The following is a 24,081-nucleotide window of genomic DNA, read 5'->3' on the forward strand; positions in this document are numbered from 1 at the left end:
CGTTGCATTCGCAACGTTATTATCGTTGTTAGTGCAACGAATTTGCCGGGAGGAATAATCATGACCATTCAAGCGATCCCGCAGGGCATGGTCCGCGCATCGGTAACGACCGGAACCGTAGAGGGCTATATGCCCGGTTTCGGCAACGACTTTGAAACCGAAGCGCTGCCGGGCGCATTGCCGCAAGGCCAGAATTCACCGCAGAAATGCAATTACGGGCTTTATGCCGAGCAGCTGTCCGGCACCGCTTTCACCGCGCCCCGCGGTCAGAACGAGCGGACCTGGTGCTATCGCATTCGCCCGTCCGTTCATCATACGGGCCGTTTCAAGCTGATCGACGTGCCGTACTGGAAAACTGCGCCCAATCTGCCGGTCGGCGATCCGCAGCGGCGCAATATCACCAGTCTTGGCCAGTATCGCTGGGACCCCATCCCGTTGCCGGGGCCGGACGAAGACCTGACGTGGATCACCGGTATGCGCACCATGACCACGGCGGGCGATGTGAACATCCAGATCGGCATGGCAAGCCATGTCTATCTGATCACCCGCTCGATGGAGGACGAATATTTTTACTCCGCCGACAGTGAATTGCTGATCGTACCGCAGGAAGGACGTCTGCGTTTCTGCACGGAGCTTGGCATCATCGATCTTGAGCCCAAGGAAATCGCCATTATCCCGCGCGGTCTTGTCTATCGCGTCGAGGTGCTTGAGGGACCATGCCGCGGTTTCGTCTGCGAGAATTACGGTCAGAAATTCGATATGCCGGGTCGTGGTCCTATCGGCGCCAACTGCCTTGCCAACCCGCGCGATTTCAAATCGCCGGTTGCAGCCTATGAGGACAAACAGGCGCGCTCGCGTGTTGTCATCAAATGGTGCGGCCAGTTCCACGAGACATGGATCGACCATTCGCCGCTCGATATCGTGGCGTGGCATGGCAATTACTGCGCCTATAAATATGACCTGCGCACCTATTCTCCGGTCGGGGCGATTCTGTTCGACCATCCCGATCCGTCGATCTTCACAGTACTGACAGCACCGTCGGGTCAGGAAGGCACGGCCAATATCGACTTCGTGCTGTTTCGCGAACGCTGGCTGGTGGCGGAACATTCATTCCGCCCGCCATGGTATCACAAGAACATCATGTCCGAGCTTATGGGCAATATTTATGGCGTCTACGATGCCAAGCCGCAGGGCTTCGCGCCGGGCGGCATCAGCCTGCACAATTGCATGTTGCCGCACGGGCCGGACCGCGACGCATTTGAAGGCGCGTCGAATGCGGAACTGCGCCCGGAAAAGCTCGACAATACGATGAGCTTCATGTTCGAGACCCGCTTCCCGCAGCATCTGACGGAATTCGCCGCGCACGAGGCCCCCATGCAGGAAGAATATATCGAGGTCTGGGACCATCTCGAAAAGAAGTTCGACGGCACGCCCGGCGTGAAGTGATGCGCGATGCATCGGGTGCTTCGGTTTCCAATTCCGGGCACTCGAAGACGATGATTTTGAAATGAGGAGATGGACATTGGCTTTGATCCGGTCCTGGGTGGAGAGCGCCAATCATGCAGATTGCCCCTTTCCCCTGAACAATCTGCCCTATGGTGTGTTTTCGGTCGACGGTGATGCACCGCGTTGCGGCGTTGCCATTGGCGATATGATACTCGATCTCGATAAATGCGAAGCGGCGGGCCTCATCGATGCCGATGGCACTTTCGCCCAGCCGCAGCTCAATGGCTTCATGGCGTTGGGCCGCGCCAGATGGGACGAGGTGCGGGTAGCGCTGACGGAGCTTTTGCGTGAAGGCGGCGACACCAGCCTGCCCTTGATGCCAATGGCCGATGCGCGGTTACATCTGCCGATCCGCGTGACGGAATTTACCGATTTCTACGCATCGAAAAATCATGCCTTCAACGTGGGCGTGCTGTTTCGCGGGCCGGAAAACGCTTTGCCGCCGCAATGGACCCATATGCCGATCGGGTATAATGGCCGCGCCTCCTCTGTGGTGGTGACGGGCACGCCGATCCGCCGCCCCATGGGACAGACCAAAGGCGAACAGGGGCCGGTATGGGACCGCTGTAAAAAGCTCGATCTGGAACTGGAGTTGGGCGCTATCGTCGGCATCGACAGCACGATGGGCGAACGCGTTAGCGTCGAGCAGGCGGAGGACATGATCTTCGGCTATGTGCTGCTCAATGACTGGTCCGCCCGCGATATCCAGGCTTGGGAATATCAGCCGCTGGGGCCTTTCCAGTCAAAGGCTCTGGGGACGACCATTGGTGCATGGGTTGTGACGCAGGCCGCACTTGAGCCGTTCCGCAGCGCAGGCCCGGAGCGCGTCAATCCGCTTCTGCCTTATCTGCAGGAAGACCGGCCGGGATTGTACGATCTCGCCATCGGCTGGACCATGAACGGCCAACGCATGGCAGAGACAAATTACAATGTCATGTATTATTCGAGCGCGCAGCAACTGGCGCACCATACCGAAACCGGCTGCCCGATGCGGGTTGGCGATCTGCTTGGTTCCGGCACGATTTCCGGGCCGAGCCTTGAACAGACCGGCGCGCTTCTGGAAATGACGCAGAACGGCAAGAAACCGGTTACGGTGAATGGCGAAAGCCGCACCTTCATCGAGGACGGCGACGAGATTGCCTTGTTTGCGGAAGCGAGAGGCGATGGTTATCGCATCGGTTTTGGACCCTGCGTCGGCCAGATTCTTCCGGCACAGCCATGACGGTGACTTTATATGATTACTGGCGCTCGTCTTCGGCCTATCGCGTTCGTCTCGCGCTGGCCTTGAAGGGGATTGCCTATGATCGGGTGCCGGTAGACCTCACTGCGGGTGCGCAGTTTTCGCCCGAGCATCTGGCGCTGCATCCGCAGGGTCTTGTGCCCGTTTTGAAAATTGACGGGTTGGTGCTGGTGCAGTCGCTGGCGATCATCGAATATCTGGACGAGACGCGGCCAGACCCGGCCCTGCTGCCGCGCGATGCAGCGGGCAGGGCGCATGTCCGCGCATTGGCTGACGCAATCGCCTGCGAAATCCATCCGGTTTCCAACCTTCGGGTCTTGGCGCAGGTCGAAGCGCTCGCGGGCAAGGAAGCCCGCGCAGCGTGGAACAAGGATAATATTGCTCGTGGTCTGGCTGCTTTCGAAAAGCTGCTCGACCATCGGGGTTTTGAAGGTCGCTTCTGCTATGGCGACACGCCGGGCATGGCCGATTGTGTGCTGGTTCCCCAGCTTTACAATGCAAGCCGTTGGGGCGTCGAATGGGAGAACCTTCCGCGAATTGCGGCAGTGGCAAAGGCTTGCGCGGCGCTACCGGCGTTTGAGGATGCGGCTCCGGACCAGTTTCGGCCAGAATAGGCAATTTGCATAGACAGACAGAAAATCCCGGCACAAGTGCCGGGATTTTTGTTTTCGGCATCAGCTTTTTGCTGCCGTGACATTGATCGTGACGGCAATCGTCTTGGACACCCATTCCGCAGCCGGATCGGAAAACATCCCGAGATTAAGCGCTGCGCGATCAAGCTCGATATTGCCGTCCACGGTGGCGATGTTACCTTCCGGTTTGTAGGTAAAGGGCAGAACGACCGGCACGGCCTTGTTCTTGATCGTCAGGATAGCGTCGGCTTCATAGCGCTCGCCGCCGAGCGAGCGGAAGCTCTTGGTTTCGAAATGCGCTTCTGGAAAGCGCCGGGGATTGAACCATTCCCCATTCTTGAGCGAACTTTCCTGCGTGGCATCGCCGGTTGTGGCCGAGCCGGTATTGACTGTGATCACGGCTTTCGATCCGGCAAGATTGTCGGGATCGAAGCGAATATTGCCGGTCCACTCGCTGAAATGCCCGGCGAAGTCCTTGCCTGCATGGGTGCCGGTGAAGCGGATGGCCGATACAGCCGGATCAATAGCCCAGCTGGTGGCATTGGCGTCTGCCGTTGTGGCTTCTGCGGCTGGGGAGGCCGCCACCGGCGTCGCTTCTGCGACGGTCAGCTGTGCTGGCGGAGGGGTGGTGGGCAGATGCATGGTAAAACCCGCAAGCCCGATCATGACGATGAAGGCGATCCCGAGGCCGCGTGGCAACATCGCCCTTCCGGGAAGCGCCGTGTCCCCATGATCTTTCGCGCGCAGGAAAGGCAGCATCTGGGCCAGCACGCCGTCGCGGTCAATCAGCTGGTGTTTCAGCGCGGCGGCAACATGCAGGACAATGAGAGCGGCACCCCCATAGGCCATATAAGCATGGGCGCCCATGGCACCGAAGGCAACATTGCGCATGCCGTCCATGGCTGGAATTGGTGGAACGTCGAACAGACCGAACCACGAGGTCGATACCATCAGCGGGCGATCCGTGCTGATCGCCCAGCCGGTCGAGACATAGGCCCAGCCGGTCAGTGGAATGGCCAGCAGCAGGGCATAAAAGGCAATGTGGGTTGCGCGCGCCAGCACGCGTTCCCAGTCCTTCATGTCCGATGGCAGTGCCGGAACCGGGTGGGTCAGGCGCCAGATCACGCGAAGCAGGGTCAGGGCCAGAATGGCGAAGCCGATGGATTTATGCAGCTGGAACAGCTGATAGGCGAGCTGCTGCGTGTCCGGTTTGTTGATGGCCCTCACCATCCACCAGCCCATCGGGATCATGGATATGACGAGAATGGCAATCGCCCAATGCAACAGAATGGCAATCGCGCTGTAGCGGGAGGACGTTGAGCGGGGATGAGTGTTCATGGTCATCCTGACGGGTCGGTGCCCAGATGTCGCCATTGCGACACCGGGCAAAAAAACTTCGTGATTGAAATGTCGCAAGCCCACCGGCCCGGCTTGGGAGGAGGCGCAGCCGGTGGGTTTCAGTCAAGCGCGCGTCAGCTCGCTTCCTGAATGAACTCCCCATCGAAACGAATGGTGATTTCCGGGCCGACCGGGCCAAGCGGCTGACCGAATTCGGTGCGGTTGAAAGTGCCTTCAGCGGCAAATCCGACCGCAGGCACGCCTTCATAGGGATGGCTGTCGATTGCGCCTTGGAGCGTCGCCTTCAGTGTGACGGGTTTGGTCACACCCAGAAACGTCAGGTCGCCTGTGACATCAGCCGTTGTTGCGCCGGTCGACGTGACCTTGGTGGACTTGAAGGTGATTGTCGGGTGGGCGTCACTGTTCAGGAAGTTGGGCGAGCGGCTGACATCTTCGTCCCAGGTTGCATAACCGGAAGAGGCATGCGTGGCCTTGTAGTCCGCCGGATAGGCAGTGGCGACGGAAGTGGGATCGATGGTCACTTCGATCGAGGAATTTTCGATTTTGGCCGGGTCGAGCTTCAGCGTAGCCTCAAACTTGTTGAAGCGGGCGGTATAGTTGGAAATCTGGTTATGCTTCAGGGACCACAGCAAGGCTGCATGTGTCGGATCAAGCTTGTAGGTCCCAGCCGGTGCCGTTGCCTCGCTTGCCGCCGATTGGGCGAAGGAAACGCCCGTTGTTGCGCCGAGCATTCCCAGAGCGATGACTGCAGAGAAAATGCGCTGCCCGTTCGTTTTCATAACCAAGAATCCCTTCTGTTTTGATTGACAGGGGGATTATGAAAAATGAGGGCATACACGTTGAAATGAATTAATGTTGAGGAACATCCTCTTGAAATGACTAGCCATCGAAACGGTTCATTTGAATGGTTTCCGGGAGAGCCGATCCGATATTAATATTAGAATATTATTTTATAAAAATCGGCAATACGGTATAATTTTCCGATATTTATAGCCGCCTTTTCTGGGGGAATACGTGCAAAACCACCCTTATCGGATTTAATTTCGCCGACGCGACAGGTCGATTCAGCCGCAGCAAGCGAACCGCATTTAGCCGGCCAATGCGGCGCTCAGCAGCAACGCGCCGGTAAGCGCGATGAAAAGGGCGGCGCAGACCTCGATTGCTGCCTTCAATCGCCCGGACATGGCGTTGCTGCCCGCAAAACGCAGGGCGACATTCTTGGCTGTGACCGCCAGTGTGGCGAGAAAAGCCACGGTGAGAAACGTGCCGAAGGCCATGGCGAAAACGGAGAGTAATCCGCCCAGCATCAGGCCGTTGAGCAGCGCGAAGGTCAGCACGATCAGGGCCCCGGAACAGGGGCGAAGACCGACCGAAAAAATCGCCGACCAGGCCGTTGTCCAGTTGAAGTTGTCGCCAAGTGTCGAGGGATCGGCGATATGGGCATTGCCACAGGCGGCGCAGACATCGCTATCCCCGATGAAGGCGTGGTCCGTCGCAGTCGCCGCCGCTGCGGCTGGCTTGTAGTTGAGCTTGACCGTGCTGCCGCCTGCTGCCGCGCGCGTGGCCTGCGAAATGCTGCCCTGCCATGCCGGGCCGCTTGCCATGGCCGGTTGCGGTGCACTCGCAAAAAGCGGTGCTGCGTTTTTGGGTTTGCGGAACAGAAGCGGCAGCTTGCGGGCCAGAAGCCACAGGCCGAAGAACAGGACCAGCGCGAAGCTGGCAATCTCCATATAGCGCGCCGTCTGGTTCATAGAAATGCCGGTGCCGCGCAGCACGAGCCATGCGAGGCCAACAACGACAATCGCCATAATGGCCTGCAACAGCGACGAGATGAAAGACAGGAAAATGCCGCGCCGCAGCGCTGTTTCATTGGCGATCATATAGGAGGAGATCACCGCCTTGCCGTGGCCGGGACCGGCGGCATGAAATATGCCATAGATGAAGGAAAGAGCGATGAGGATGGACGCCTGCCACGGGTCTTCGCGCATGGCTTTCAGCGCGGTGGTCATGGCCAGATAGAATGCGCGCTGCTGCTCGTTCATCCAGAGAATGATATGCGCGAACGGTCCGGTCGGCGTCATGGCCACTTCATTCGCACCGATGCCAAGCGACGATTGCGCAAGCGCCTGCGCGGCGAGGATCGTCAGACCAAAGGTGAGTATGAGCGTTGCCGTTTTCTTCATCGGCTCGTCTATCCTTTCGCGGCGCAGTCGATTTCAAGGCGGGTGGCGAAAATCTTCGACATGTCGGTGCCCGCCGGATCGTTGAAGAAGGCCTCGGTCAGCGTTGCCTGATTTTGCGCGATGGCCTGATCGGGATCGGGGCGCACGACGGTCGATTTGCAGCCCTGCGGCAAACCCTTCACCACAAGTTCCTTGTCGTCCACATAGTCAATCGCGGTATAGAATGTCGGGTCATAGACGCCGAAACTCACCTTGTGGCCGGGCTGCAGCTTGAGCGGCTTGGCGGGCTTGCTGGTGAAGACGATCAGCAGGCGGTTGTCGGTAAAGGTCGCGGCAAGATCGTTGGGTCTCACCATCGCGACATCCTTGGCATCCTCCTGAACGGTCTGGAAATATTTGAACTCTGCAATGGATTCATTGATGACATGGCCGAGATCGATCAGCTCTTTATGGTCGAGCTTGAGATCGCCATTCTTGTCGAATTCCATCAGCACGGTTGACGAAAACACATCGTCGAAGCGCCAGACATGGGCGAGCTGCTGAACCGTGCCGTCCGGCGCAATGGTGAGTTCCAGACGCGCTTCGGCAAAGACATGCGGGTGGGCAAGCGCCGCCGTCGGCACGAGGCCAGCAGCCAGAAGGGCCGCTGTGGTGGTCCGGGCGAACCGGGCTTTGAACCGCGATGACGAAACCTGCATATAGTCTTTCCGTAAGTACTACCTAATGCTCGAAGCCGAAGACGGCGAAAGTGGGACACATAGCCCAAAACGCCGATAGTTTTATGAAGTCGGGCTTTTCGCGGCTCCGCCTTGCTCCCGTTCCTTGAACCATTGTGTGAGAAAATCCACAAGCGCGCGGATTTTCGCCGGCAGATAGCGCCGATGCGGATAGACCGCATAGATGCCGCCGTCCCGCACGATAAATTCGTCGAGACAGGCGACCAGCCTGCCGCGCTCGATTTCTTCTTCGGCGATGAAGGCGGGCAGCGAACAGAAGCCGAGACCCGCCAGAGCGGCGTTTTTGGTGGCGACCGGGCTGTTGACCTCGATGGGGCCATTGACCGGCACGGTCATCATCGAGCCATCCGTGTTGCGAAAGTGCCAGTTGTTGCGTGAGCGGGCATTGGTGTCGATGATGCAGGGCCTGTCGGTCAGGTCTTCCGGTCGTTCGGGCTTGCCGACGCGGGCGATCAGCGCCGGTGCACCGCACAGGATGGAATGGAAGGGCGAAAGCCTCTTCGCGATGAGGGAAGAATCCTGCAAGCGCGTGATGCGGATCGCGAGGTCGAAACCTTCCTCGACCAGATCGACAAAGCGGTCGTCCAGCCGCACGTCGAGCACGATTTCAGGATGCGCAAGGCAGAAATCGATCAGCGACTGGCCGATCACCGCATCGGCAAAGGTGCGTGGCGCGGACAGTTTTATGCGCCCGCGCGCATCGGAACTGGTTTCACTGACGGCATCCTGAAGCGCGTCGATTTCGCGGATGATTTCCACGGCCCGGTGGTAATAGGTGTGCCCCGCCTCGGTCAGCGAAAACTGGCGCGTGGTGCGGTTGAGAAGGCGCGCACCCAGCTCGTCTTCCAGCTCGCGCACATATTTGGACAAAAGGGCTTTGGAGCGCCCGATTTTTCGCGCTGCGGCAGAAAACCCTTCCGCCTCCACCACGTCGATAAAGGCGCGCATACGTGTCAGCGTGTCCATCTGTTTTAGCCCCGCGTTTCAAGAATGGTTTTGCCAAGCGCGATCAGCGCCCGGTCGCTGCCACGTGGCCCGATGAGAGATATGCCGAAGGGCGCGCCGTGCACTTCGCCCAGCGGCCCAAGTGGTAATGTGATTTGCGGCAGACCCGAAAGCACCGAAAGACAAAGCAAGCGCAATGCCTGTTCACGATAGGCCTGCAAGGCCTCGAAAGGTTCGTTTGCGAGCGGTGCCGCTCCGGGGACCGTGGGCAAAGCAAGCACGGCATGATCGCCGATGATCGCCTCAAGCTCCTGCGTGAAACGCGCGCGCCTCGTCCGCTGTTGGGCCACGATCTCGGGCGTCATCTGCGATCCATAGGTAAAGCGATCAACGACACCCGGGCCGAGCTGGCGTTCGCCGGAGGATATCCATGCGCCGTGGCTTGCCCAAGCTTCGGCGCCCTGTATCTGCCGGAAGGCGAGATAAAGTTCGTCGATGGACAGGGTTGGCTGACTCGCCGCCTTCAGGCCCGAAAAATGCGGGCGAATTGCCCCGAACATGGCGCGATAGGCGTCGGTTTCCGCCTGTCCGAGCAGAAGCTGCTCCAGAACCGGCATATAGAGAAGCTGGGTCAGCTGAAACGACTGTTCGTCTCCACCCAGCAGGACCGCGCCCACCTTTTCATAAAGCGAGACGTCGCGTGCAAACCAGCCGATCGTATCGAGTGACGGTGCGAGCGGCATGATGCCTTCAAGCGGGATGCGGCCGTGGGTGGTGCGCAGGCCAACAAGGCCACAGAAACTGGCAGGCGCGCGGATCGACCCGCCCGTATCGGAGCCGAGCGCAATATCGGCGATCCCGCCTGCGACTGCCGCCGCGGAGCCCGACGACGACCCGCCCGTCACGCGGTCCGGCGCGGCAGGATTGATGGGATGGGGATAATGCGAATTCTGCCCCATCAGCGAAAAGGCAAGCTCGTCCGTCTGGGCCTTGCCGATGACTTCGGCACCAGCGCCAAGCAGCTTTTCGACCACGGGAGCGGATTTTTGAGCGGGGGGTGATTCGACCAGAATCTGCGGATTGCCGCATCCGGTGACCATTCCAGCCAGATCATATATGTCCTTGACCGCCAGCCGCTCGCCGAAAAGCGGTCCATTTTCCGCGTGGGGAAGGGGATTTTCGGGCTTCGCGATGATCGCATTGAAAGGATCGAAGGTGGTCATTGTTCACCATTAGGGGCAGGAATCTGCCTGTATTTTGAATAGAAAGTGAAGATTTCCGATGGAATGTTTCACTCTTGCTGAACAATGGCAAGCGCGCTTTGCCTCCAAAACGGTCGAAAAATAAATTCATTTCGACAAAGATTTGTCATTGAATGGTCACGGCTTTGCGCTTATATCGCCCTTGCCCAAAGTCGCACGTGCCTGTGGGTGTCCGCCGATCCTCGAATGGTGAGGAATTCGGTACGGTACCTGGACCTAACCGCTCCAGTCGATCTGTTGGCCAACCGCCAGATCGAGGACATCTTGAAGCAACGACGGTGCGGGCCTTTCTGGTGTCTTTCGGCTGTCCAAAAGCCGAAATTACTGAAGAGGCACACCTTCATTGCCGGTAGTGCGGATGCGGTTCTCCAATTCCAATCCAAGGCAGACAAAGCGGAATAACGCGGATCTAGCGTTGTTCCAACGCCGCATGCTCTTTCGTGTGATATCAGCGCCTCCAAAGGCTGACTTCGCGGCGAGGGTCTCATGCACCTTTGTCTCTTAGAGAATTTCCTGCCCCTTGGGGGTGGGGCGATGCTCTAAGTATTTGTTTTTATGCGCATTTGTCAGAAAAGGCAGCAACTTTTCGCGATTGCGCACCAAAAACGGCCCGGTTAGGGTCGCCGCAGGAGAACGACCATGGCTACACAGCGCATTATTGATTTCCTCAACACCCGTCGCCCGGACGGTCCCTGCCTCGTCGTCGACACCGATGTTGTCCGCGAGAACTATCAGAGCTTTGAGAAGGCATTGCCCTATTCCCGCATTTTCTATGCGGTGAAGGCCAATCCTGCGCCGGAAATCCTGCGCCTGCTCGCTTCGCTCGGTTCCTGCTTCGATACCGCTTCGGTTGCCGAGATTGAAATGGCGCTGGAAGCCGGCGCAACACCGAACCGTATTTCCTACGGCAACACCATCAAGAAGGAGCGCGATATTGCGCGCGCTTTCGAGCTGGGCATCCGTCTCTACGCGGTCGATTGCGTGGAGGAAGTCGAGAAGGTTGCGCGCGCCGCTCCCGGCAGCCGCGTGTTCTGCCGCGTTCTGACCGACGGTGAAGGCGCCGAATGGCCGCTGTCGCGGAAGTTCGGCTGCGTGCCTGCAATGGCCGTGGACGTGCTGCGTCATGCCAAGGTGTTCGGTCTCGACGCTTATGGCGTGTCGTTCCATGTCGGCTCGCAGCAGACGGACCTTTCCGCCTGGGACCGCGCGCTTGGCGATGCGGCATCGGTGTTCCGCACCCTTGCCGATGAAGGCATCGTGTTGCGCATGGTCAATATGGGCGGCGGTTTCCCGACCCGTTACCTCAAGGACGTGCCGACCGCTCAGGCTTACGGCATGGCGATCTTCGACGCGCTGTCCAAGCATTTCGGCAACCGCATCCCGGAAACCATCATCGAACCGGGCCGCGGCATGGTCGGCAATGCAGGCGTGATCAAGACCGAAGTGGTTCTGGTCTCCCGCAAGGCGGACAACGACAATGTGCGCTGGGTCTATCTCGACATTGGCAAGTTTGGCGGTCTCGCCGAAACCATGGACGAGGCGATCCGCTATCAGATCGTGACCCCGCATGACGGTAGCGAAACCGAGCCTTGCGTACTGGCTGGCCCGACCTGCGACAGTGCGGATGTTCTTTACGAAAAGACGCCGTATCCGCTGCCGGTCTCGCTGACCATCGGTGACGAAATCCTCATCGAAGGCACGGGTGCTTACACCACCACCTATTCGGCGGTGGCGTTCAACGGCTTCGAACCGCTCCGATCCTACGTCATCTGATCTTTCAGGTTTAACCCTGAGGATCCTCTCAATCTGTCTGGTGCCGCAAGGCACTAGACAGGGTGTGCTGCTGCCGCTTTGCGGGGATAGATGTGATGAATGCAATTCACGATTTTCAGGACAATGATGCCGCTGGCTTCGTGCCGGGCTTTGCCCCCGTTGCTGCGCCTGCTTTTGCGATAGCGGGCGAGACGGTAGAGCATGTGCTGGCGCGCGAGGCGCTGCTCGACCGTGCCATGGGCGAAGGTCGCCGCAGAAAGTCTTCGGAAAAGCTGCGTCGCGGTCGTCTTCCCGCCGCAGGGCTGGCCTTTGCTGCCGAGAGCGCCGATGGCGCTCTCGCTGGCACCGTTCGCCTGTGGAATGTGCAGGCTGGCATCGACGCCTTCGGCTTTCCGGTTGCCGCGCTGCTGCTTGGGCCGCTGGCTGTGGATCCGTTGGCTGCCGGTTGCGGCCTGGGTTCGGCCCTGATGCGTCATGCGATTGCCGAAGCAAGCACGCTTGGCCATGGCGCGATCCTGCTGGTGGGGGATCCGGAATATTACGAGCGTTTCGGCTTCACGGCAGAAAAGACCGGCGAACTGGCCATGCCCGGCCCTTATGAAAAGCGTCGTTTTCTGGCGCTTGAACTGAAGCCCGGCCACCTCGACGGTGCCCACGGCGTTCTGCGGGCAAGTGGCCGCAAGGTGCCGCGCGCCGCCTGAGACTATCTTGAAAGCCGCAGCAGCCGTCCGAAATTGCGGACGGCTGTGATGGCAAACCCCGCCAGAAGACCGGCGATCAATCCTGCAATCACCACCAGCTTGCGCGATTTTCCCGAAGGATCGAGCGGCGGACGCGCTTCCGAAAGCACACGGATATTGACCGTGTTGAGGCCTTCCTGTTCGCCGGTTTCGCGCGAGCGCAGGAGGAAGGCTTCATAGACGGAGCGGCGCGCTGCCGCTTCCCGCTCCAGTTCGCGCAGCTTGACCAGATCGCCATTATTGTTGGCCTGTTGGGCTTTCAATTGCGCCAGACGAGCCGACAATTCCTTCTCCTGCTGAACCGAACGTTGCACCTCGACCTGAAGCGAGGAACGCACGCGGCGCAGTTCGGCGTCGATATCGCCGAGGATTGCGCCTGCCTGCGATTGCGCCTGTATCAATTGCGGATGGCGGGGCCCCAATTGCGAGGACATGCCGTTGGCCGCCTGTCTTGCCTGCGCATATTGCGCGCGCAAAGTGGTCAGTGTGTTGGAACGCAACTCTTCCGGCAATGTACCGGCCACCACATTGTCCGATGTGGCGCTGTTCATCACCTGCGTGCGGGCCTGCAACCGCATCGTTTCGGCGCGCTGGTTGGAAAGCTGCTGGTTGAGGTAGCTCAAATCGCTATCGCTGATCAGTTTGCCGTCAACATCCACGAGATCATGCGCGGCGCGGAAATCGGCTGCTGCCGTTTCCGCCTGCTCGACGCTTGCGCGCAGGCTGGCCAGCCGGGTGGATAATTCTTCCGATGTGCGGCGCGTTGCGTCGGATTGCATCGAGGCAAGCTCGTTCTGAAACACCGTGCTGATCGTATTGGCCAGTGAGGCCGATTTTTGCGCATCGCGGGTTTTGACCGAAATCGAATAGATGAAGGTCTTGGCATCGCGAGCGATGGTCATCGCCTTGTAGAGATTGTAGAGAACCCGCGTTTCCAGCGCCTGACCGTCGCTTGTCTTCTTAGTGGACAGCATGTCGCGGATCTGCGCGAAGAAACCGGCCACACCGGTTGGCACCAGCGTCCCGTTAAATTCCGGGTCTTCAGTAAGCTTGGTCTGGTCGATCACCTTCAAAAGCACGCTGCTGGAACCGATGATACGCGCCTGGCTTTCCGCCACCGCCAGCGAGGCGTCGGTGGGCAGCTGGCCGGGGGTCAGTTCGGTGCCCACCGTTTTGATGTTGCGTGGATCGACCAGAACATCGGTCGTCGCCACATACATGGTCGGCATGGAAAGTGCGATCAGCACACCGGCAATGCCGCCGAGAACGGTGGTGACAAGCAGTAGCTTGCGCGATCCCTTGATGACGTCGATTGCCGCATAAGGGTCGATCAGCGGACGCCAGCCATCGCCGGAATCACCGTTTCCGGCCTGTGGGGCGGGTTGCGTGGTGGCGGGTGGGGTCGCGGCCCCCGGTTCGTGATGGTTTGTTTCATCAGCAAGCGGCGGCTCGCTTTCGCGCGCGACCCGCTTGCGCCGCTGGCGCTCGACCAGCTTGCGGTCAAGCTCGGTCTCGATGGCCGCAAGCCGTTCCTGCAAGGCTTCGAGTTCTTCCTCGGTCAGCCGCTCCGGGTTGAGATCGTGCGTACGAGTGAAATCCTCGCGCTCCTCTTTCGAAGCGGGGGGAGTCCACGGGGGTGTTTGGGGAGGTGCCTGGGGTGGCGTCGGAGCGTTCGATGTCCGGCTTACGGCAGCTGGCGCGTCGGAGAATGAGAGAAGGGGTTTCCCGCTCCCCTCTTTATGACGCTTATCATCGCTGCTCATTGCCTGAAATATCCGAACTCTGAAAACCCGTTTGGGTTGAGACTGTAAGTGCCTACGGGAAAAAATTGGTTAATGTTATTGCAATTCTCCCGATGGAAAATGCAACCGGTTAACCATTCAATATCGTATGCCGGGTTTTGCGCTGGCTTTTCGCTTCGGCCCGTGAAACATGCGAGATCATGAGCGATGCGACGAAGACAAAGGTTCGTTGGTGATAGCGAAAGCATTTCAAAAAATGGATCGCCTGAAATCTGGTCTCAAGTCCGGCCTGTTCAGGGATTATCTGTCGCTCGTCTCTGGTTCGGTCGGGCGGCTCGTGGTTTCGCTGGTCTATTTCATCGCGCTTGCCAATACCCTGCCAACCGGCGATTTCGGCATTTTCGCAACCGCATCGGGCACGGGCGTCATGCTGTCCCGCATTGTGTCGTTAGGCTTTACCTCGCCGCTTTATCGCATCGCCACCGTCAAGCCGCATCTTCTCGGTACCTATAGCGCGGGTTATCTCATGGCGGTGGTGGGATCGCTGCCGCTTTTCGCGCTCTGCTCCTGGCTCGTCTATCTGGTCTTCTTCAGCCGGGATATCACGTTTTTGCCTTTCGCCATTATCATCGCGGCGGAAGCCCTGTTCTGGCGGTCGGCGGAAGTCATCATCATCGTCAATAACGGCCTCAACCGTTTCGGCATTTCGGCAAGCCTCGTCATTTTCGGCACGGTCACGCGCGCGGTTGCGGCGGTGCTGTTCACCTGGATGGCGACGGTGCATGACGTCGCCCACTGGGCATGGTGGTATCTTGCGGCCAATGCCGCGGCGCTTGCCGTGTCGATCTGCTTCTATCCGCGACGGAAAATTCGTTTCCGGCCAAAACTCTATATGCGCCGCATCGCGGATTCGGTTGCGGTCGCCGGGGCGGAACTGCTTTTCTATGTGCAAAGCGAGCTGGACAAGTTGCTGGTGCTGAGTGTTGGCGGGCCGCAAATAGCCGGGCTTTATGCCATTGTCATGCGGCTGGTCGATCTGACGGCGCTGCCGGTACGCTCCTTCAACATGATGCTGGTGCAAAAGCTGATGCGCAAGCCCGACATGCTGTCGAGCCTGCGTCTGCGCGCCGGGCTGGAAGCGTCGGTGTTTGCCGTCTCAACGGGCGGGCTTGCGGTACTTGCGATCTTCCTCTGGGTGTTTCCCAATGCGCTCGGCGCCAATGTCGCGGCCATTGTCAGCCTGCTGCCGCTGGTTCTGCTGGTGCCGGGGTTCCGCAATCTGATCGAATACCAGACCGAGCTTCTCTATGCGCGCGGCCAGTCGGGCCTGCGGACGCTCAGCCTCGTTATCATGACGGCTGCCAAGGCTTTGTTTGTCTGGCTTCTGCTCAGGCATGCCGCTGGCGGCAATGACTGGATTGCGGGCCTCAATCTTGTCTTCGGCGCGCTTTATATCCTGTCGCTGGTCTTCACCTATACGAGCCTGAAGCTCCCAGCCAAACGAATTTAAGGTCAGCCGCTGGTGATGCGGCGAATATCGTCGGCTGAAAGCCCCAGAAACGACTGCATGCAAATGGCAACCTGATAGGGTTCCATTTCGGTGATGAAGGCGCGGAATTCCGCTTCGGTCGGCGGCGGCTCGAACCACATCACCCGGCACAGATCATGCGTGTCGGTAAAGTGACCGGAACCGTTCAGCACATCTTCCACATAGCGGCCATAGATGAAACATTCCGAGAAACGGCGGTTCATCCCGATGCCCGCCACCCAGTGGCGTCCGGTCTGCTGTTCGATGCGCTCGCACATGGAAAGCATCGTGTCGCGCCGCCATGCGATCAGCTGGCCGACATAATCATTGAGCGAGGTTTTCGTCTCGGGAATGCCGAGAATTTTTGCCGCATTGGCCGACCAGAACGGATGCTCCGTCCATTTCGGATCGGCCAGCGCATTGGGGCGCACGAAGAGGCGCAGCCGCTCGCCATGCCACAGGCTGTTGCAATCGAATGGATGCAGGAAAACCGTATCGGAATCCATGTAGAGAAAGCTGTCTTCCTCCAGCAATTGCGCCACCGCGATGCGGCGCAATTGCTGCACATGCCAGCCGCGCAGCGGTTTTGTTTTGGGCGACAGCCAGATGCGGCGCTTGCCGAACGATGTCGGATCGGGAAACACGCGCAGCCAGGACGGCAGTAACTCGCGCTCGTCGATAATGATGCGGCGCGGCCCGGCCAGCTGCCGGAAAAGCGGGACATCGCGCGGTTCGACAAGGATATAGTGATTGGTGAAGCCGCTGACATGACGGTCCACGGTCTCGCACAGCAATTTGCAACGCTCGAAATCCTTGTGGTAGCTTGCCGTTACCAGTGCCGTTTTCATCGCTTGTCCTGTCTGAAATATCCCGAAACTGCATGCTGCACGACCCGCCACAGGAAAAGCGGATTGCCGACGAGATAGCGCCCGGCCAGCCGGCCCGGCTCACGCATCAGCCGGTAGGCCCATTCGAGGCGCATGTCGCGCACCCATTGCGGCGCGCGTTCGGTGGCGCCTGCCTGAAAATCGAACAAGGCGCCAACCGCGCAGGCCATGGTGCAATGCGCTGCCGTGATATGGGTTCGGATGAACAATTCCTGCAAGGGCACCCCCATAGCGACCAGCACGATGTCCGGGCGATATTCCGCCAGCCGGTCGAGGATGGCGGTCATCTGGTGGCTTCCGAAAAACCCGTCCGCAAAGACCCGATAGTCGTGCTGCGGCGCGCGGGCGCGAAAAGCTTCGGCAGCCTGTTCGGGGATGCCGGGCCGCCCGCCGATCAGCCCGATGCGCAGGGGCCGCTTGATATGGCCGAGAAGGCGCGGCACGAAATCCGTTCCGTTGAGATTGGCGGGAAATTTCTGCCCATAGGCGATCTTGCTTGCAATATCGACGCCGACCCCATCCGGCAGCACGAGAAAACTCTGCAAGGCCTGCCTATAGGTCGCATCCGCATGGGCAACATTGGCGCAATGGGCATTGAGCCATGCCACGCGCAGGAATTGTCCGTCTTCGAGCGCCTTGTCGAAAAAGTCGAGCGCTTGGTCCCAGTTGAAACCGGTGACCTTGATGCCGAGAATATTGCGGGCGTGAACGGGGCTTGGTTCCGGCATCATTGCGCTCCGTCCGCACGCTTTGACGCGAGACGGAGCGCATCCAGCCCGCGTGAAAGCGCCTGATCCATGCCGTCGATCTGCGAGCGGGTAAACGCCTTGCCGTCGAGCATCTGACGGTCACCTGCGCGGGCTTTGGCAATGCGCGTCTGGATCGCCGCTGCAAATGCCGCTGGCGTGTCGGCAAGGGTGCAGTTTTCAGGAATGCGGGCGATGCCGCGCACAGAATGCGCGGTGGCGACGCTTGGCATGCCAAGCTCGAAGGTTTCGATGGTCTTGAGCTGAACGCCCGTGCCTGCGCGGCTGATCAGTGGCACGACGGCGCAGCTTTCAACGAAGGCGGTAGCGTCCGGTACTTTGCCGACGAAATTCACGCCCGGCCATGCGGCAATCAGATCAGCTGGCGTGCTGCCGGCGATCGCGATGGATATATTTGCGGGCAGCAAAGGCCTCACTTCTTTGAGGAACCATTCAAGGCCAATCCGGTTCGGGTGCCATGTCCAGGTGCCGATCAAGGCGAGGTCATAGGCGATATCGCGTTTGGCCGATACGCGCCCGGCTGGCATGACCAGCGGGAAGGTCGCGGCTTTTGTCTGCGACAGGCCCAACGCTGGCGCATCATCCTCGGCAAAGGTGAAGACGAAATCTGCATTGTCGCAGAGCCGCTTTTCCAGCCGCTTGAGAATGCGGGCTTCGCGGGCGAACAGAAGTTTCTGGATGATGCCCTTGGCGTCTTCGGCGTTTTCGCGCGCTGAGCGGTGTTCCACATTATGGGCGACAAAAAGCGATGGCTTGTCGCGAAATACCGTTTCGAACGCGCCCGGCAGGGCAACACCATTCAGCACATAGGCGTCGAAATCGCCGCAAGCTACGATGGCGTCATGAAATTTCATCGGGGAAATGACGCGCAGCTTGGCGGAGGAAACCGTCAGCCCGGTCAGGAAGGATTTGACCACCCAGCCGATTTTCTGCGCCGCACTTGCGCCTTCGGTGCGCACTTCCACTTCGCCCAGCACGACGACATCACGGTCGGTTGCAGCCTTGCGCCCGGGCCATGTGAAGCCGATGACCGTGACCTGTGCACCCGCCCGGCGCAGCCCGTTGATGACAGCGGCATTGGCGACTTCATATCCAGTCGAAGCATCTTCGTGGGGTACGAGGGATGTCACGAAGACAAGACGCAACGGTTGCAATTCGACTCCTGCGGATATGCCGTATTTCTTATTCCCCGATTCATAGCCGCGCGGTGTAAATGATCCTTAAACGCTCGGCTGGTAATAAGGGCTTGAAAACAATTTGTTGAATCGGATGGAGCGCTGTTTTTCAGTACAACCGCACCGATTGAAGAATTGATGTGGCATAGAGAAGTTTACGTGTCAAAAATAGGGCATTTCCGGCAAGAGTGCCAATTGGTTTTGCATTGGGAAATAGGGCGGCGGTTGAAAATATAATGGACAACAGAACGCCGAAGCTTCCCGATCATATTCAAGTCATTGCTGAAACACCCCATTTGGATTTTGCAAATGTCGAGGTGGTCGTGACGCTGCCGACATTTCGCCGCCCCGAACATCTCCTGCGCACGCTGGAAAGCGTGAAGGGGCAGGTGACCGGACGGCAATTCGCGATCATCGTGGTGGAAAACGAGGCGGAGGAACGCGCGGGCGCGGCGGTCGCGGCACCGCTTTTTGCGGCGGGCACTTATCGCGGTCTGGTGATCGTGGAAATGCAGCGCGGCAATTGCAACGCCTATAATGCGGCCTGGCTGACAGCGCTTGGCTATTTCCCCGCCATGAAGCATGTGCTGGTGATCGATGACGACGAACTGGCCGACCCGTCATGGCTGGAAAATATGATCGCTGCGGCGGAACGCTATTGCGTCGATCTGGTCGGTGGCCCGCAGGTGCCGGTTTTCGACCGCCCGGGCTCGGAGGCGTGGGCGCGGCATCCGGTTTTCCTGCCGACCTATCAGCAGAGCGGACCGGTGCCGACGCTCTATTCATCCGGCAATCTGGCTGTGGCGCGGCCTGTGCTGGAAGCGGCGGGTTTTCCGTTTCTCGATCCGATGTTCAACTTCACCGGCGGCGGCGATTCGGATTTCATCAGCCGTTCCGTCGCCAAGGGTTTCAAGACAGGCTGGTGCGCGGAAGCCCCGGTGCGTGAAACCGTCCCGGCGCGGCGGCTGGAAGCCGACTGGATTCGGGCGCGCGGTTTGCGCAATGGCATGATTTCCACCATGATGGAGCGGCGCAAGCGCAAGGACGAACCGTTCAGCGCGGCGCGGGTCTTTCTCAAGAGCGCGTTTCTGCTGGGCTTTTCGCCGTTCAAGGCGGTCTACAAGGCGGTTCAGGCGCGTTGGGTTTCCGTCGGCGCCTATTATATCCATGTCGGATTGGGCCGGGTCATGGCGCATTTTGGATATGAGCATGAGCAGTATCGCAACCCGGACAAAAACTGACAGCGGCGCACCCAGTGCTGTCGCAGCCGGGGTTGCGGGGGCGCACCGTGCGCAAATGCGGAAGGTGGCGCTCGCTGCCGCCATGATCATCATGTGCATTTTGATGATTTCGTTTCGCCCATTCATGCCCGAGCCGGAAACCGATGGCGGTGGCGGCGGCGATATCATCAACCAGCTCGGTTTCAGCCTTCTGGGTGTCATGGCCATGCTGGCGCTTGCCACGCTGGCCGACCCGCGAAAGGTGGCGCGGATTGTCGGCTTCGGCTGGTCGCTGATGTTTCTCCTGCTATTCGCGTCGCTCATGCAGAGCATCTATCCGGCTGTAGTCATGCGCGGCGCTATTTTCACGATGATCGGCGTTTGCTGTGTCGTCGCGGTTCTCGCGTTGCCGCAGGACGGCGATGGCTATGCACGACTTTTGATGACGGTAGCATCTGTCGTGCTGGTTATTTCCTATGCTGGCGTGGTGCTGTTGCCTGCGGGGGCAACCCATGGTGCAGACCCGATCGAACCGCAGAACTCCTATCTCTGGCGCGGTGTCTTCAGCCACAAGAATGTGGCCGGTCCCGTCATGGCGGCTTTCGCCTTTTCAGGGCTTTATCTCTGGCGGCGGGGCTGGCGCGTCAGCGGCGTGCTGATTGGCCTGTCGGCCTTGTTCTTCGTCGCGCAGACCGGCTCGAAAACCACCATGGCGCTGGTGCCGATGGCCATGTTGCTGGTAATGGTGCCGGGTGCATTCGGCCTGCGATTTCTGACCGTTGCGGCGATTTTTTCCATTCAGTTCCTGTTCGCGTTCCTTACTTTCGGGACGGTGCTGTTCGATCCGGTCCGCCAATTTGTCGAGAGCCTCGGCATTGACGCGACTTTCACCGGGCGCGTGTCGATCTGGCAATTTGCAATCGAAAATCTGCCGGGCCGATTGTGGACCGGCTATGGCTATGAAAGCTTCTGGAAATCGCCCATCGCGCTGGAGGCGGCCAATCCTTATTATCTCGGCTGGGATGTGCGCAACATGGTCCATGCCCATAATGGCTATCTCGATCTGGTCATCGCCATGGGCATTCCGGGGTTGATCTGCGGCGTGGCGGTGATCATCGTGATGCCGCTGGTCAATTATATGCGGTGCAGGCCGCAGCGCGAAAACCTGCTTCTGGCCGATTACTTCCTGATGATCGTGTTCTTCTGCACGTTGAACGCGATGATGGAAAGCTTCTTCTTCCGACGCGTGGACCCGGTCTGGCTCACCACTTTGTTGGGGATTTTCGGGCTGCGACTGACATCCAGAATCAGCATACCGAAAAGGCTGGCCGCTTCTACCGGAGATCATTCATGAATATTGCAATTGTCGGCACGGGTTTCGTCGCCGATTACTACATGACCACCCTACGCAATTATCCCGAACTGGTGCTGCGCGGCGTCTATGATCGGTCGCCGGAGCGGCTCAAGGCATTTGCGGCGCATTATGGCGTGCAGGTCTATGACAGTTTCGATGCCGTGCTGGCAGACCCGGACGTGCAGATCGTGGTCAATCTGACGACGCCGGAAAGCCATTATGAGATTTCGCGGGCGGCACTCGCCGCAGGCAAGCATGTCTATTCCGAAAAGCCGCTCGCCATGAGTTTCGATGAGGCGCGCGCGCTGGTCGATTTTGCCGCGAGCCGCGGCCTGACGCTGGCCGCTGCACCCGCCAATGGTCTCAGCGATGCGCAGCGGCTGGTTTCCTCGGCTATCGGCACTATCGGCACGCCGCGTCTCGTCTATGCGCAGATGGAAGACGGCCCGGTTTTTCGCGACAGATGGTCCACATGGCGCTCGGCCTCCGGCGCGGCCTGGCCCGGCCTGCACGAATTTGAAATCGGCTGCACGCTCGAACATGCAGGCTATGCGCTGTCATGGCTGGTTTCGCTGTTCGGCCCGGTGGAAAGCGTCACGGCGTTTTCTGCGATCACCTTTCCCGACAAGGGGCCGGGCACGGAACATCTCCACATGGCTCCCGATTTTTCGGTCGGTTGCCTGCGTTTCAAGTCGGGCCTTGTGGCGCGGCTGACATCGGGTCTCGCCATGCCGCGCGACCGCAGCCTGACGGTGGTGGGTGACAAGGGCTCGATCAGCGTGGACGATCTGTGGGACAACCGCTCTGCCGTGCGGCTTGAAAAGGCGGATGAAAAGACGCGGTTCTGGGCGCGGCTTTTCATCATCCTTGAAGTGCGGATCGGCAAGTTCCTGTCGTGGAAGCCGGTTGCCGGAAAGAAGCTATCCTATCCAAAGGACGGTAAATCCGCTTTGCCTGCTTACCCGTCGCAGATCGATTTTGCACGCGGTATCGCCGATCAGGCGCGCGCCATCGAAACGGGCGCGACGGCGTTCTTTTCCGGTGATGTGGCGCTGCACATTACCGAAATCGCGCTGGCGCTCAACAATGCTGGCGACAGCGCGGTGCCGTATCAGATGAAGAGCAGTTTCTAATCGCTCGATACGATCCGATGCAGGATGTCCGCCACGGCTGTGCTGTCCGTCAGAGGCATGACCGGACTTGAAATCGCGCCATTGCGCACGGCATCGCGCACGGCCAGCGCCTGAAACTGAAGCCCGTTGCCGGAAAAGGTGTGGTTTTCGATTTTGCGACCCGGCAGGGGCAGGCGGTTGATGATCTTGCCAAACAGGCCGGAGCCTTTGCCTGGTCCAAAGGGTGATTTCGATGCACCAGCGGAATAGACAGTCAGGCGCTGGGCCTTCAGGAAAGGTCCGTGCAACAACAGCGCGCCCTTGGTTCCCGTGATCAGCATACGATTGTCGCCATCCCGGTCGAAGCCGCAGGAGAGCCGGGCTTCCGCGCCGGGCCAGAACAGTTCGATCTCCGTGCGCAGATCGACGCCGTTATCGGCGCGTTTGCAGCGGCCCTGCGAGCGCTCCGGCGGTCCTATGAAGAACAGCGCCAGCGAGACCGGATAGACGCCGAGGTCGAAGGCTGCCCCGCCGCCCAGTTCCGGATCGAAGAAGCGGCTCTGCCGGTCATAGGCGCGCAGATAGGAGAGGTCCGCGTCGATGCGCGTGACCTTGCCGATGGTGCCCGTCTCGATGTGGCGTTTCGCTGCCTGTATGGCGGGAAGAAACCTTGACCACATCGCCTCCATCACGAAAGTCCCGCTGATTTCGCTGGCTGCCGAAAGACGCCCCGCGCCAGCGGCATCAAGCGCCAGCGGTTTCTCGGTCAGGCAGGGCTTGCCTGCGGCAATGACCTGCAAGGTCTGCGCGACATGCATGGCGCTGGGCGTTGCGATATAGACCGCATCGATATCCGGGTCTGCAAGGAATGTGCCGACCGTGTTGAAGGTCTTGGCGGCGCCGATACGGTTGCCGAAAGCTTCCGCCGCTTCCAGCGTACGCGAACAGACGGCGGAAACGCGCATGCCTTCAACGGCAGCGATATCGGCTGCGAAGGCGCTGGCAATGGCGCCAGTTCCCCATATCCCCCAGCGAAACTCGCTATGCGCGTTTTTCTGTTGCAATCTGCGCCTCGTCCTGCCTGCATTCACATAAATGTCTTATAACCTATGATAGCAGGCCGGGAGTGTTTTTTCCTTTGCGAGAAACCTGCTCTGCAACAGTAATTTGGTCGCTACACAAATGGCCAGAGCAACAGATGGGATGAGGATCATGCGTGGTGGATTTGTCGTGGCCGTTGCACGCGATGGGGAACATCGTTTTTCCAAGCAGCCCGTACCGGAAATCAATATCCTGACCGGGCTTGGTGTCGAGGGCGATGCGCATCAGGGCACAACGGTGAAACACCGTTCACGCGTGAAGGTGGATCCGACCCAGCCCAATCTGCGACAGGTGCATCTCATTCAGGCCGAACTTTTCGACGAACTGTCGGAAAAAGGTTTTCAGATCGCGCCTGCTGATCTTGGCGAGAACGTCACCACGCGGGGTGTCGATTTGCTGGGTTTGCCGAGAGACGCTTTGCTTAAAATCGGCAAGGATGTGGTGTTGCAGGTGACAGGCTTGCGCAATCCATGCCCGCAGATTGAAAACTTCCAGAAAGGCCTTCTCTCGGCAGTGCTCGACAAGATGCCGGATGGCGAAGTGATCCGCAAAACTGGTGTCATGACCATCGTTCTCGCTGGTGGGCATGTGCGCGCTGACGATCCGATTGAAGTCGAGTTGCCGCCGCTGCCTCACGTAAAGCTTGAGCGCGTTTAACACTACAGCTGCATTCTTCGCCATGCCGGTCTGCAACGAGCAATTTCCTGTGCGCCGGTGCTCACGTACCCAAAAGTACGCTCCGCTCCGGTACTCGAAAATCACTCCTTTCGCCACGGCCTGACGAATTTGCAACTATAGTGTTAGACGAAGCCTGCGGC

21 protein-coding genes are annotated in these 24,081 nt (G+C 59.3%); 10 read left to right on the top strand and 11 right to left on the bottom strand.

Going from position 1 to position 24,081, the window contains the following annotated elements; genetic code table 11:
- Positions 1 to 60 precede the first annotated feature (60 nt).
- From hmgA to maiA, 3 genes are all read left to right on the top strand, one after another.
- Positions 61 to 1,446, top strand: a complete 1,386-nt coding sequence (gene hmgA, locus ABWW11_RS15855) for a homogentisate 1,2-dioxygenase (protein ID WP_109367759.1) — start codon at positions 61 to 63, stop codon at positions 1,444 to 1,446.
- Between the two features lie 61 nt (positions 1,447 to 1,507).
- Positions 1,508 to 2,728 carry a fumarylacetoacetase gene (fahA, locus tag ABWW11_RS15860; protein WP_109367758.1) on the top strand — a complete coding sequence of 407 codons (1,221 nt, stop codon included), beginning with the start codon at positions 1,508 to 1,510 and terminating at the stop codon, positions 2,726 to 2,728.
- The gene (gene maiA / locus ABWW11_RS15865) at positions 2,725 to 3,360 is read left to right on the top strand and encodes a maleylacetoacetate isomerase (RefSeq protein WP_109367757.1); all 636 of its coding nucleotides are present in this window, start codon (positions 2,725 to 2,727) and stop codon (positions 3,358 to 3,360) included. The genes fahA and maiA overlap by 4 nt, the downstream gene beginning before the upstream one ends.
- A gap of 60 nt (positions 3,361 to 3,420) precedes the next feature.
- Here the strand turns inward: maiA and ABWW11_RS15870 are convergent, their stop codons facing one another.
- The 6 genes from ABWW11_RS15870 to ABWW11_RS15895 form a co-directional block, all read right to left on the bottom strand.
- Positions 3,421 to 4,716: a cytochrome b/b6 domain-containing protein gene (locus ABWW11_RS15870; protein ID WP_235859031.1), complete on the bottom strand. Its 1,296-nt coding sequence runs from the start codon at positions 4,714 to 4,716 to the stop codon at positions 3,421 to 3,423.
- A 134-nt stretch (positions 4,717 to 4,850) separates the two neighbouring features.
- On the bottom strand, positions 4,851 to 5,516 hold the full coding sequence (locus ABWW11_RS15875; protein WP_109367755.1) for a YceI family protein: 666 nt from the start codon (positions 5,514 to 5,516) through the stop codon (positions 4,851 to 4,853).
- 309 nt (positions 5,517 to 5,825) lie between these two features.
- Positions 5,826 to 6,920 (bottom strand): nickel/cobalt transporter, encoded by a 1,095-nt coding sequence (locus ABWW11_RS15880; RefSeq protein ID WP_109367754.1) that lies wholly within the window; start codon positions 6,918 to 6,920, stop codon positions 5,826 to 5,828.
- 8 nt (positions 6,921 to 6,928) lie between these two features.
- Positions 6,929 to 7,618 carry a DUF1007 family protein gene (locus ABWW11_RS15885; RefSeq protein ID WP_121539235.1) on the bottom strand — a complete coding sequence of 230 codons (690 nt, stop codon included), beginning with the start codon at positions 7,616 to 7,618 and terminating at the stop codon, positions 6,929 to 6,931.
- Positions 7,619 to 7,699: 81 nt separating this feature from the next.
- On the bottom strand, positions 7,700 to 8,623 hold the full coding sequence (locus ABWW11_RS15890; protein WP_109367752.1) for a LysR family transcriptional regulator: 924 nt from the start codon (positions 8,621 to 8,623) through the stop codon (positions 7,700 to 7,702).
- Positions 8,624 to 8,628: 5 nt separating this feature from the next.
- Complete coding sequence (locus ABWW11_RS15895; protein WP_121539236.1) at positions 8,629 to 9,825, bottom strand: amidase; 1,197 nt, start codon at positions 9,823 to 9,825, stop codon at positions 8,629 to 8,631.
- 678 nt (positions 9,826 to 10,503) lie between these two features.
- Between ABWW11_RS15895 and odc2 the strand changes: the two genes are divergently transcribed.
- Both odc2 and ABWW11_RS15905 read left to right on the top strand, forming a co-directional pair.
- The gene (gene odc2 / locus ABWW11_RS15900; protein WP_109367749.1) at positions 10,504 to 11,637 is read left to right on the top strand and encodes an ornithine/lysine decarboxylase; all 1,134 of its coding nucleotides are present in this window, start codon (positions 10,504 to 10,506) and stop codon (positions 11,635 to 11,637) included.
- Between the two features lie 95 nt (positions 11,638 to 11,732).
- Positions 11,733 to 12,338, top strand: a complete 606-nt coding sequence (locus ABWW11_RS15905; RefSeq protein ID WP_109367748.1) for a GNAT family N-acetyltransferase — start codon at positions 11,733 to 11,735, stop codon at positions 12,336 to 12,338.
- A 2-nt stretch (positions 12,339 to 12,340) separates the two neighbouring features.
- On the opposite strand, the gene ABWW11_RS15910 is transcribed toward ABWW11_RS15905, so the two are convergent.
- On the bottom strand, positions 12,341 to 14,140 hold the full coding sequence (locus ABWW11_RS15910) for a GumC family protein (RefSeq protein WP_109367747.1): 1,800 nt from the start codon (positions 14,138 to 14,140) through the stop codon (positions 12,341 to 12,343).
- A 211-nt stretch (positions 14,141 to 14,351) separates the two neighbouring features.
- Between ABWW11_RS15910 and ABWW11_RS15915 the strand changes: the two genes are divergently transcribed.
- The gene (locus ABWW11_RS15915; RefSeq protein ID WP_109368026.1) at positions 14,352 to 15,629 is read left to right on the top strand and encodes a lipopolysaccharide biosynthesis protein; all 1,278 of its coding nucleotides are present in this window, start codon (positions 14,352 to 14,354) and stop codon (positions 15,627 to 15,629) included.
- A gap of 2 nt (positions 15,630 to 15,631) precedes the next feature.
- Here ABWW11_RS15915 and ABWW11_RS15920 read toward each other — a convergent pair whose 3' ends face one another.
- From ABWW11_RS15920 to ABWW11_RS15930, 3 genes are read right to left on the bottom strand one after another with little or no spacing between them, the layout of a single operon-like run.
- Positions 15,632 to 16,495: a DUF6492 family protein gene (locus ABWW11_RS15920; protein ID WP_109367746.1), complete on the bottom strand. Its 864-nt coding sequence runs from the start codon at positions 16,493 to 16,495 to the stop codon at positions 15,632 to 15,634.
- Positions 16,492 to 17,262 carry a WecB/TagA/CpsF family glycosyltransferase gene (locus ABWW11_RS15925; protein WP_109367745.1) on the bottom strand — a complete coding sequence of 257 codons (771 nt, stop codon included), beginning with the start codon at positions 17,260 to 17,262 and terminating at the stop codon, positions 16,492 to 16,494. Before ABWW11_RS15925 ends, ABWW11_RS15920 begins: the two co-directional genes overlap by 4 nt.
- The gene (locus tag ABWW11_RS15930; RefSeq protein ID WP_109367744.1) at positions 17,262 to 18,455 is read right to left on the bottom strand and encodes a glycosyltransferase family 4 protein; all 1,194 of its coding nucleotides are present in this window, start codon (positions 18,453 to 18,455) and stop codon (positions 17,262 to 17,264) included. Before ABWW11_RS15930 ends, ABWW11_RS15925 begins: the two co-directional genes overlap by 1 nt.
- A 257-nt stretch (positions 18,456 to 18,712) precedes the next feature.
- On the opposite strand from ABWW11_RS15930, the gene ABWW11_RS15935 reads away from it, so the two are divergent.
- The 3 genes from ABWW11_RS15935 to ABWW11_RS15945 are packed head-to-tail and all read left to right on the top strand — an operon-like array spanning position 18,713 to position 22,183.
- A complete protein-coding gene (locus ABWW11_RS15935; RefSeq protein WP_109367743.1) occupies positions 18,713 to 19,717 on the top strand; it encodes a glycosyltransferase family 2 protein in 1,005 nt (334 codons plus the stop codon).
- Positions 19,686 to 21,050 (top strand): O-antigen ligase family protein, encoded by a 1,365-nt coding sequence (locus ABWW11_RS15940; protein WP_109367742.1) that lies wholly within the window; start codon positions 19,686 to 19,688, stop codon positions 21,048 to 21,050. Before ABWW11_RS15935 ends, ABWW11_RS15940 begins: the two co-directional genes overlap by 32 nt.
- Entirely contained in the window at positions 21,047 to 22,183 is a 1,137-nt protein-coding gene (locus ABWW11_RS15945) for a Gfo/Idh/MocA family protein (RefSeq protein ID WP_109367741.1), read from the top strand. Before ABWW11_RS15940 ends, ABWW11_RS15945 begins: the two co-directional genes overlap by 4 nt.
- Here ABWW11_RS15945 and ABWW11_RS15950 read toward each other — a convergent pair.
- Entirely contained in the window at positions 22,180 to 23,226 is a 1,047-nt protein-coding gene (locus tag ABWW11_RS15950; protein ID WP_121539239.1) for a Gfo/Idh/MocA family protein, read from the bottom strand. The two genes, ABWW11_RS15945 and ABWW11_RS15950, sit on opposite strands and share 4 nt — an antisense overlap.
- 148 nt (positions 23,227 to 23,374) lie before the next feature.
- Here ABWW11_RS15950 and ABWW11_RS15955 point away from each other — a divergent pair, with 148 nt between their 5' ends.
- Positions 23,375 to 23,920 (top strand): MOSC domain-containing protein, encoded by a 546-nt coding sequence (locus ABWW11_RS15955; protein ID WP_109367739.1) that lies wholly within the window; start codon positions 23,375 to 23,377, stop codon positions 23,918 to 23,920.
- Positions 23,921 to 24,081 lie beyond the last annotated feature (161 nt).

Source organism: Brucella sp. NBRC 113783 (assembly GCF_040372265.1).
GTDB lineage: Bacteria > Pseudomonadota > Alphaproteobacteria > Rhizobiales > Rhizobiaceae > Brucella > Brucella teleogrylli.